Annotated in this window: 10 protein-coding genes; 5 read left to right on the top strand and 5 right to left on the bottom strand. The window is 58.3% G+C overall.

Annotation, left to right across the window (positions count from 1 at the left end; all coding sequences use genetic code 11):
- Window positions 1-55: 55 nt before the first annotated feature.
- Window positions 56-544 carry a DUF3015 domain-containing protein gene (locus ACIPIN_RS23085; protein ID WP_401122563.1) on the bottom strand — a complete coding sequence of 163 codons (489 nt, stop codon included), beginning with the start codon at window positions 542-544 and terminating at the stop codon, window positions 56-58.
- A gap of 278 nt (window positions 545-822) precedes the next feature.
- On the opposite strand from ACIPIN_RS23085, the gene ACIPIN_RS23090 reads away from it, so the two are divergent.
- Together ACIPIN_RS23090 and ACIPIN_RS23095 are read left to right on the top strand one after the other, a co-directional pair.
- Window positions 823-3,273, top strand: coding sequence for a Lon protease family protein (locus ACIPIN_RS23090; RefSeq protein ID WP_401122566.1), 2,451 nt, complete (start codon window positions 823-825; stop codon window positions 3,271-3,273).
- A gap of 267 nt (window positions 3,274-3,540) precedes the next feature.
- Window positions 3,541-3,882, top strand: coding sequence for a hypothetical protein (locus ACIPIN_RS23095; protein ID WP_401122569.1), 342 nt, complete (start codon window positions 3,541-3,543; stop codon window positions 3,880-3,882).
- A 4-nt stretch (window positions 3,883-3,886) separates the two neighbouring features.
- Here the strand turns inward: ACIPIN_RS23095 and ACIPIN_RS23100 are convergent, their stop codons facing one another.
- Complete coding sequence (locus tag ACIPIN_RS23100) at window positions 3,887-5,716, bottom strand: hypothetical protein (RefSeq protein WP_401122572.1); 1,830 nt, start codon at window positions 5,714-5,716, stop codon at window positions 3,887-3,889.
- 161 nt (window positions 5,717-5,877) lie between these two features.
- Here ACIPIN_RS23100 and ACIPIN_RS23105 point away from each other — a divergent pair, with 161 nt between their 5' ends.
- From ACIPIN_RS23105 to ACIPIN_RS23115, 3 genes are all read left to right on the top strand, one after another.
- Entirely contained in the window at window positions 5,878-6,366 is a 489-nt protein-coding gene (locus ACIPIN_RS23105; RefSeq protein WP_401122574.1) for a TIGR00645 family protein, read from the top strand.
- 210 nt (window positions 6,367-6,576) lie between these two features.
- Window positions 6,577-6,867, top strand: a complete 291-nt coding sequence (locus ACIPIN_RS23110; RefSeq protein ID WP_401122576.1) for a DUF6482 family protein — start codon at window positions 6,577-6,579, stop codon at window positions 6,865-6,867.
- Window positions 6,868-6,997: 130 nt separating this feature from the next.
- Window positions 6,998-7,615 (top strand): FKBP-type peptidyl-prolyl cis-trans isomerase, encoded by a 618-nt coding sequence (locus ACIPIN_RS23115; protein WP_054595509.1) that lies wholly within the window; start codon window positions 6,998-7,000, stop codon window positions 7,613-7,615.
- A gap of 148 nt (window positions 7,616-7,763) precedes the next feature.
- On the opposite strand, the gene ACIPIN_RS23120 is transcribed toward ACIPIN_RS23115, so the two are convergent.
- From ACIPIN_RS23120 to ACIPIN_RS23130, 3 genes are all read right to left on the bottom strand, one after another.
- Entirely contained in the window at window positions 7,764-8,021 is a 258-nt protein-coding gene (locus tag ACIPIN_RS23120; protein ID WP_401122579.1) for a hypothetical protein, read from the bottom strand.
- Between the two features lie 205 nt (window positions 8,022-8,226).
- On the bottom strand, window positions 8,227-8,568 hold the full coding sequence (locus ACIPIN_RS23125) for a zinc ribbon domain-containing protein YjdM (protein ID WP_401122582.1): 342 nt from the start codon (window positions 8,566-8,568) through the stop codon (window positions 8,227-8,229).
- Between the two features lie 157 nt (window positions 8,569-8,725).
- Complete coding sequence (locus ACIPIN_RS23130) at window positions 8,726-9,694, bottom strand: polyprenyl synthetase family protein (RefSeq protein ID WP_262114928.1); 969 nt, start codon at window positions 9,692-9,694, stop codon at window positions 8,726-8,728.
- Window positions 9,695-10,043 lie beyond the last annotated feature (349 nt).

Raw genomic sequence — 10,043 nt, forward strand, 5'->3', positions numbered from 1 at the left:
GGGCTAGGTCCTAAAAATAAAACCCGCTCCGATAGCGGAGCGGGTAGGGCCGAGCTTAAGCCGGGGTCGCATATTTGGCCAGACGAGCATCGCCTTTGAGCACGGCCAGGGTATTGGTGTGTACGTCTTCAGCGGTCACGTCAGCCTTGCTGAAAATCTGCTGGAAGTGCTCGTGGGTGACGGTGGCGAAATACGCACGGTCTTGCGGTGCGACGCCCAGTACCACGGCATAGGTAGTCAGCGCTTCGCCTTGACCTTTGGCCATGTCTTCGGAAAGTTCGTTCATCATGCCGTTCATGGCAATCCAGGACTTGCCGCCATAGGTCAGCGCGGAGTTGGTTGCACAACCGTTGGTGCCGGACGTCATGCCGAAGGTGGCGTTGCCAGAGGTGCCGTTGGTGGTGGATGCCAGGATGTGCGCCGGGGTGCCACGCTGGTCTTTGAACAGCATGTTGCCCCAACCGCAATCCGGACCGCCTGGCGCCTGCGCCATGGCGTTGAGGGATGCGACGGTGAAGAGAGTACCAAGAAGAATCCGTTTCATAGTTGTGTTCTCTTTTATGTGCGTACCAATAGACAGGGGTTCTGGCGCCGCTCTGACGCCATTGGGCCGGTTATTAGTCCAGCCGCGCAGTTTGGAGTTTAGGCACGATCCCGGGGTTCCGTGATTTTTTGCAAAACATTCCCGAATACCATTGATTCACACCCGGTCCGCCTGGGGTTTGCCCTTTGACTATGCTTTTACCCAAGGCGCGCCTTGCCAGTCAGGTACGGGCAGCGCCAGAATGCCTTCAACTGCCCCGCCTGATGTAAGGAAGCCCGATGCCTGATCCTGTTGCTGCCAGCTTGCGTCTAGCGCCCGAAGCGCTGACCCGTCCGTTTTCCGCTGAACAGTTCAGCTTCTCTACCACCAATGATCTGGAGCCTTTTCGCGGTGTGCTCGGCCAGGAACGTGCGGTTGAAGCCTTGCAGTTCGGTGTGGCCATGCCACGCCCCGGTTACAACGTGTTTGTCATGGGGGAGCCCGGCACTGGCCGGTTTTCGTTCGTCAAACGCTACCTGAAAGCCGAAGGCAAACGCCTGCAGACCCCGGCGGACTGGGTCTACGTCAACAACTTCGATGAGCCGCGCGAACCTCGCGCACTGGAGTTGCCGTCCGGGACAGCCGGTGCGTTCATCGCCGACATCAATGGCCTGATCGACAACCTGCTGGCGACGTTTCCAGCAGTCTTCGAACACCCGTCCTACCAGCAAAAGAAAAGCGCCATCGACCGTGCCTTCAACCAGCGCTACGACCGCGCACTGGACGTGATCGAGCGCCTGGCGCTGGAGAAAGAAGTCGCGCTGTACCGCGACAGCACCAACATCGCCTTCACTCCGATGAGCGAAGGCAAGGCGCTGGACGAGGCTGAATTCGCCCAGTTGCCGGAAGCCGACCGCGAGCGTTTTCACACTGATATCTCATGGCTCGAAGAGCGCCTGAACGAAGAGTTGGCCAGCCTGCCACAGTGGAAGCGCGAGTCGAGCAACCAACTGCGTCATCTCAACGAAGAAACCATCACCCTGGCCTTGCAGCCATTGCTTTCGCCGCTGTCGGAAAAGTACGCAGAAAATGCTGCGGTGTGCGGTTACCTGCAAGCGATGCAGGTGTATCTGCTCAAGACGGTGGTCGAGCAACTGGTCGATGACAGCAAGACCGACGCGGTCGCCCGTAAATTGCTCGAAGAACAATATGGCCCGAGCCTGGTGGTCGGTCATCCGTTCAGCGGCGGTGCGCCAGTGGTGTTCGAACCGCATCCGACTTACGACAACCTGTTCGGCCGTATCGAATACAGCACCGATCAGGGCGCGCTCTACACCACTTATCGGCAGTTGCGTCCGGGTGCGCTGCACCGCGCCAACGGTGGTTTTCTGATTCTGGAAGCCGAAAAAATGCTTAGCGAACCCTTTGTCTGGGATGCGCTGAAGCGGGCCTTGCAGTCACGCAAACTGAAAATGGAATCGCCGCTGGGCGAACTGGGCCGACTGGCGACGGTGACCCTGACACCGCAACATATTCCGTTGCAAGTCAAAGTCATCATCATCGGCGCACGCCAGCTGTATTACACGCTGCAAGACCTCGATCCGGACTTCCAGGAAATGTTCCGGGTGCTGGTGGACTTCGATGAAGACATCCCGATGGTCGACGAAAGCCTTGAACAGTTCGCTCAGTTGCTTAAAACCCGGACCTCGGAAGAAGGCATGGCACCACTGACCGCTGATGCGGTGGCGCGTCTTGCGACTTACAGTGCGCGGCTGGCCGAGCACCAGGGCCGTTTGTCGGCGCGCATTGGCGATCTGTTCCAGTTGGTCAGCGAGGCGGACTTCATTCGCGATCTGGCTGGCGATGACATGACCGATGCCGGGCACATCGAGCGTGCGCTCAAGGCCAAGGCCACTCGTACCGGGCGCGTGTCGGCGCGGATTCTCGATGACATGCTGGCGGGGATCATCCTGATCGACACCGCGGGCGCGGCGGTCGGCAAATGCAACGGGCTGACGGTACTGGAGGTCGGTGACTCGGCCTTCGGTATACCGGCGCGAATCTCTGCCACGGTCTACCCCGGCGGCAGCGGCATCGTCGACATCGAGCGTGAGGTCAACCTCGGGCAGCCGATCCACTCCAAGGGCGTGATGATCCTCACCGGGTATCTGGGCAGCCGTTACGCCCAGGAGTTCCCGTTGGCGATCTCGGCGAGTATCGCGCTGGAGCAGTCCTACGGTTACGTCGATGGCGACAGTGCATCGTTGGGCGAGGCATGCACGTTGATTTCGGCGTTGTCGAAAACCCCGCTCAAGCAGTGCTTCGCGATTACCGGCTCGATCAACCAGTTCGGTGAAGTGCAGGCGGTGGGTGGGGTCAACGAGAAGATCGAGGGCTTCTTCCGTCTCTGCGAGGCGCGCGGTTTGACCGGTGAGCAGGGCGCGATCATTCCTCAGGCCAACGTCGCCACGTTGATGCTCGATGAGCGGGTGCTGGCGGCCGTGCGTGCCGGGCAGTTCCATGTCTACGCGGTGCGTCAGGCTGATGAGGCATTGAGCCTGCTGGTGGGCGAGCCTGCCGGCGAGCCGGACGAAGAGGGTCAGTTCCCTGAGGGCAGCGTCAACGCGCGCGTGGTGGAGCGTTTGCGGGTGATCGCGGAAATGATCAGCGAGGATGACCTGAAAGAGGCCGAGAAGGAGCAGGCCCAGGCGCAGGCCCTGGAAGCATTGGCTGCGGCCAAGCCCGCCTGATGGGTAAATGATCGCAACCTGCGCACTCCTGTAGGAGCTGCCGCAGGCTGCGATCTTTTCAACGGTATCCTCCCGTTAAGGCCAACCTCATTGCCGCCCGGGTGACGTCAAAAATCCTGCAACGACCATTCGGCGCCTTCTAGCCCCCCGTCAACTTGCTGACTCGACTTTTCTTCTATGCTCAGGTCAAGGACATCGACAGTCATCACTGGATAGAGACAGCCTTCCCGTGGAGGCTGAATACCGGATATACCGAGGGTCGCCGCCATGCCGCGCAACCTCTGCCTCACCCGCCAATGCTTGGGTCTGGTTACCCGTATCGAATGCAGTATTCGCCCGCTCGCGGGGGACACCGGTATGTGGACCTTGTTGTTTGCCGCTGGAATGGCCGGCGAGCAACCTTCCGCCATCAAAGCCCAGGGCCCGTTTCATGGTCCTTTCGTGGCCGAATCGATACTTGAAACCATCGTTGAAAGCCTGACCCTGCACGGCTACGAGTTGGCCGATGACCCGCAAATCTGGTGTTTGCACCTGCAAGCCCAACTGCGGGAAATCAACGGTGGGCGCTGCCGCAACCTGGGCGGTTTCGAGTTCAACCCCGAGCATTAGCGAGCTATTCGACAGGGTTCGGGTTTTCGGCCTTGTCGAGTTTGACCTCGAATCCATATTCGACGGTATTGAGGTCGGTGCGCTGGTAGGTCTCCAGGCTGGTCGGCTGGCCGTAGAAATAATGCACCTCAAACACCGCTGGGCCATCTGTGCTGGCGTCATGGCTGACAGCAAGAATCTCCTTCAAGTAGTTACCGCTCGCGTCCTTGGCGAAGAAGCGCCAGTCCTGGGCGGGGAACATTTTCTGGTCAACTACCAAGGCATTTCCCTTGAGCTCCAGGCCTTTGGGCAGCTTCTGGGTGTCGAAGGTGTTTTTTGCAATATTGGCCAGAAACAGCGGCATCGAGCCGACGGCATACGCCGGTGTCTCGGGGAACAAGGTCAGGTCGTACGTGATAGTGGCGTGCAGCGGGTCGATTTCGAAGGCCTCGGCCGGCAACTCGATGGGCTCGCCGCGTTTGCCCTTATTGTCCTGGGTGAAGAAGGTCACGGGGGTGTCACCGGGGCTGAATGAGGAACCGAGCAGTTCGTCGTTAAAGCTTTTCGGGTGATTGAATTCGATGCGTGCCGCACTGGCGTCCTCGACGGTCTGGCTGATGTGGATGTTCTTTTTCAGTTGTTCCTTATCCAGTGTGGCGCCTTTGAGCCAGGTTGCAGCCTGATCGTCGTATACCACCACCGGCACGCTCAGGCTCTGGATGATTTTATCCGTGGTATTGCGGTCGAAGCGGCGTACCGGCAGTTCCAGTCCCTTGCGGGTGACAGTGACAGTCGAGAAGTCGAGGACGTTGACTTCGAGGTTGTCGATGGGGCCGTTGAAGTACACCTTGGTGTAATGATGAGTCTGCTTGTGTTCGAACGCCTGCTGCTCGTCGTCGAGCTGTTTTTCGAACTCATCGCTCCAGGCGGTCTGCTTCTGCATCTCGGCCAGTTGTTTTTTATAGAACTCGATTTGTGCGGCGTCTTCGTTAATCGAGCCCGAGCGTGAGAGAAACTGCCCGGTCGTGTCCCTGGCCTGGACGATCAGCGGGTTGAGCGGGGTGCCGCTGACGTCTGGCGCCAGTGCTGCGCTGTTATTGACTTCAACTTCGGCGTAGTTCTTTTCCAGGGCTCGCAGAGTGACGCTAATGTTGTCGTCGGTGCGGGTTTGGCCCACGTCCTTGTTCGTCAGGTTGAAGGTGAATACCTTGTGCGGTGCGATGACTTCGACTTTGCCTTGCAGGCTCAGCGGTTGCGGCTGGCTCTTGTTGTCGACTTCCACGCCCTCGACAAAAGGGTAGGCCACGGTCAGGTCATCCGGGTTGGTCATGCTGGAGCTTGAAGGGCTCAACTGAATGCCAGGATCGGTTTCCGACCATTCCGGTTGGAAAGGGATGACCTTTTTGTTGCTCAGCGTGACCGACTGCCATTCCAGCCCATGCGGGAAGGGGAACTCGGAGGGCATGTTGAAGTTGAAGGGGAATACGGGCTGCAAGTCGATCAGGTAGTCGGAGCTGGAGTCCTTGCGCAGTACGAACAGGCCGTTGATGTAGGTGTCGACAAGGGCCTGCGGCGTCGGATAGTGCTTGAGCAGGGCCATGGCGTCTTCGCCGTATTCAGTGGCGATTGGCTTGATGGCAAGTTTTTGCTGTGCACGTTCAAGCAGCAGCAGCGAGCCGCCGAGGTTGGCCACGGCATCCTTGAGTTCGGGGTCCTGAATCGCGTCCAGCGACTTCTCGAACTGTGCAGTCTTTTCTTCGAGGCTCTGCGGGCGCTTCTCATCGCTGGGTGAGCAGCCGCCGATCAGTACCGCGAGGCAAAGGCCGACAGTCGTTAAAGGCAATCGCAAATCCATTTTCCGGTTTTCCTCTACGACGCAAGTGATCGATGCGAATGCTTTGGACACTAGCAGAAAAACGCTTTGGCGGACTCGCAGGTTGTGGATTTGTCTGCGGTTTATGGGTTTTTGAGCGGCTGATATACTCGCCGCCGTTTAAAACCCTTGTGTGAGATTCAATGGAACGTTTTGTCGAAAATGCAATGTACGCCTCGCGTTGGCTGCTGGCGCCGATCTACTTCGGGTTGTCCCTGGGCCTGCTGGCCCTGGCGCTGAAGTTCTTTCAGGAAGTCTCCCACGTTATCCCCAACGTATTTTCGATGGCCGAGTCCGACCTGATTCTGGTGCTGTTGTCGCTGATCGACATGGCGCTGGTGGGCGGCCTGCTGGTGATGGTGATGATTTCCGGGTACGAAAACTTCGTGTCCGAACTCGACATCGATGATGGCAAGGAAAAACTCAACTGGCTGGGAACGATGGACTCTTCTTCCCTGAAGATGAAAGTCGCGGCCTCGATCGTGGCCATTTCCTCGATCCACCTGCTGCGCATCTTCATGGACGCCAGGAACGTCGATCCCGAGCACCTGAAGTGGTACGTGATCATTCACATGACCTTCGTGATCTCGGCGTTTGCCATGGGTTATCTGGACAAGCTGACCAAGCACTGATTGTTATACCTGTAGGAGCAAAGCTTGCTCGCGATGGGCGTGACTCGGTCCTTCCGCTGTTCTCGATACCGCTATCGCGAGCAAGCTTTGCTCCTACAGACAGGTAGTGACTGTTGAAACGGACGGGCGGCGGCGTTTCCGGCTTGTGCTTTCGCGCACCGAGGCATATCCCTGTAAGTGTCCTGGCTCGCCATTGCGCGGGGTGTGCTCATGAACCTGCACGAATTGAACGCCTATGCCATCGCCGGAAAGGTCGATGAGCTGAATCTGATCTCGATGGAAGGCGGGATTTATCTGTTGGAGGCACGGATACATGGCGCCGCTCATCCGCTCGACGACGCCCATGGGCAAACGCTGCGTCTGCGTTCGGTGGAGCATGCTCGTGAAGTCCTTCATGCCTTTCCCAAGCTGACATTCAACCTGATTCACACCTCGGTGCACGACGAGATGTGCGGTCTGGGCATTAGCGCGGAAGAGAGCCTGAAGGTGCCCATCTCCTGAGAACGCTGACACCCCTGATCACCGCAATGGCATCTGTGCTAGTCTGCTGGCCCTTTTGGTTCCGGGCGCTCCGGGATGCGCTGTGCACGCACGGCAATGTCCCGAGCCGTCCGCACAGCGGAGCAGTGTCATGTCCGAAGTAAATCTGTCCACCGACGAAACCCGCGTCAGCTACGGTATCGGCCGTCAGTTGGGCGACCAACTGCGCGACAACCCGCCACCGGGCGTTAGCCTGGACGCGATCCTGGCGGGTCTGACCGACGCATTCGCCGGTAAGGAAAGCCGTGTTGGCCAGGAAGCAATGTCTGCCAGCTTCAAGGTTATCCGCGAAATCATGCAAGCCGAAGCAGCTGCCAAGGCTGAAGCGGCTGCTGGCGAAGGCCTGGCATTCCTGGCTGAAAACGCCAAGCGTGACGGCATCACCACTCTGGCTTCCGGCCTGCAGTTCGAAGTACTGACTCAAGGTGAAGGCGCCAAGCCAACCCGCGAAGATCAAGTGCGCACTCACTACCACGGCACTCTGATCGACGGCACTGTGTTCGACAGCTCCTACGATCGTGGTCAGCCTGCAGAGTTCCCGGTTGGCGGCGTGATCGCTGGCTGGACCGAAGCTCTGCAACTGATGAACGCCGGTAGCAAATGGCGCCTGTATGTGCCGAGCGAACTGGCTTACGGCGCACAAGGCGTTGGCAGCATTCCGCCGCACAGCGTTCTGGTGTTCGACGTCGAGCTGCTCGACGTTCTGTAAGCCCCAAGTGTCGGAACAGGCTCGATAATGTGGGAGCGGGCTTGCTCGCGAAGGCGGAAGGTCAGGCAACATCAATGTTGAATGTCAGATCGCTTTCGCGAGCAAGCCCGCTCCCACAGGGCTTGCTCCGACATATTGCATACGACCTTCATACCTCGAACTTGGTGTTCGGATCATTCATCGGGCGCAATGCTCGGGCGTAGCAGAACAGAAACAGGTTGCGTACCAGTTCCTTGAGCACCACCGGCTCGCTGGAACTCAGGCCATTGAAGTCAAGGTCGCCCTGGTCTTGCAGCTCACTCAAGGCTTCTTCTTCCAATACCGCGCAGACTTCCCCGGTTTCCCGATGCAGGATCCTGAGGTAAGGGTGTGGACGGTCCAGCCATGCATCGATCAAGTAAGTCATGATGCTCATCTCCTTTTGAATGGTCTGATGAGAATAATTCCTATTCAATTAATAGCAAGTACCTATTGGCGATTTCTGCTGTTTTCTATGTGGGAATTGCTGGAGGTCAAAACGGCTGGCGTTTTGCTACTGGGCGGGATTGTTGGGGAATCAGGCGAGGGTGAGGCTCCATCCCACGCAGGGCGTGGGATGGAATACAGCAGGTTCAGACTTTTCTGACGAACTCGGATTTGAGTTTCATCGGGCCGATACCGTCGATCTTGCAGTCGATGTCGTGGTCGCCATCGCACAGACGGATGTTCTTGACCTTGGTGCCGACCTTGACCACCAGCGATGTACCCTTGACCTTGAGGTCTTTGATCACAGTGATGGTGTCGCCATCTTGCAGGACGTTGCCGACCGAATCCTTTTTCACGGTTTCATCGGACGCAGCTTCGGCTTCACCATTAGCGGACCACTCGTGGGCGCACTCTGGGCAGATCAGCTGGGCGCCGTCTTCATAGGTGTATTCGCAATTGCATTTCGGGCAGGGTGGCAACGTGCTCACTAAAGCTCCTTGGATTCAGGATGGCTAAAAAGCGCACATTATATAGGGTTTTGTCGGAGGAGGGGGCTGACAGCAAAAGATCGCAGCCTGCGGCAGCTCCTACGCGTCAATCTGTAGGAGCTGCCGCAGGCTGCGATCTTTTGATCTTGCTTGGGTGTTAGTGCGTGCGGGCGACCGCAAACTCGCTCAGTTCGACCAATGCATCACGGTATTCGCTGGCGGGCAGCATTTCGAGGCATTTGATAGCGCGGGCGACGTAATCGCGGGCCAGTTGTGCGGTGTAGTCCAGCGAACCCGAGGCTTCCACGGCAGCGCGGATGCTTTCCAGGTCTTCGATGCCGCCTTTCTGGATCGCCTGACGCACCAGCGCCGCCTGCTCTGGCGTGCCTTCGCGCATGGTGTAGATCAACGGCAGAGTCGGCTTGCCTTCGGCCAGATCGTCGCCGACGTTCTTGCCCAGGGTTTCTGCGTCGCCACGGTAGTCGAGCAGGTCGTCGACCAGTTGGAAGGCCACACCCAGGTGATCACCAAAGGTGCGCAAGGCTTCGCTTTGTTCTGGCGTGGCGCCGGCCAAGGCCGCGGCACTGTGGGTCGAAGCCTCGAAAAGCATCGCGGTTTTGCCGCGGATGACTTCCATGTAGGTTTCTTCGGTGGTGCTGGCGTCGCGCACCTTGGACAGCTGCAGGACTTCGCCTTCAGCAATGATCCGCGTGGCTTGCGAGAGAATCTTCATCACTGGCATCGAGCCCAGTTCGACCATCATCTCGAACGAGCGCGAGTACAGGAAGTCACCGACCAGCACGCTCGGGGCGTTGCCCCACATGGCGTTGGCGGTCGAGCGGCCACGGCGCATGCCGGACATGTCGACCACGTCGTCGTGCAGCAGGGTCGCGGTGTGCAGAAACTCGATAGTGGCGGCCAGCAGGCGCATATCGTCGCCTTCGCGACCCAGGGCCTTGCCACACAGCAACACTAATAAAGGACGCAGGCGTTTACCGCCAGCCGAGGTAATGTAGTCGCCGATTTTCGATACCAGCGGCACTCGGGAAGTCAGCTGCTTCTTGATGATGCCGTCGACGGCGTTAAAATCGTCCGCCACCGCGCGGTAGAAAGCTTGGGGTTGCATCAGCGACAGTTGCTCCAGAAGGGTTGCGCGGCATGCTAGGACCCACGTCCGGGCCTGTCAAGGCGCGGTCAGACATGGTGAAAGCTGCTGCGGGCTTCGAGCCTTCCATAGCGTCTGAAGGCCACTTGCAACGTGCCCGCGCCTTGCGTACAATCGCGCACCCTGAACTTCCTGGGCAGCACCTGCCTTACGCAATTGCATTTGGGTCGTTCCATCCCATGCAGCCATGCCAGCCAATACCTCTTCTTATAAAGAGCTGGGTGAGCAGGATTATCGGAGAAATACCATGTCGTACGCAGTAATCGTTACTGGTGGCAAGCAATACAAGGTCGCCCCAGGTGAATACCTG

Source organism: Pseudomonas sp. NPDC087697 (assembly GCF_044743155.1).
In the GTDB taxonomy this organism is placed as follows: domain Bacteria; phylum Pseudomonadota; class Gammaproteobacteria; order Pseudomonadales; family Pseudomonadaceae; genus Aquipseudomonas.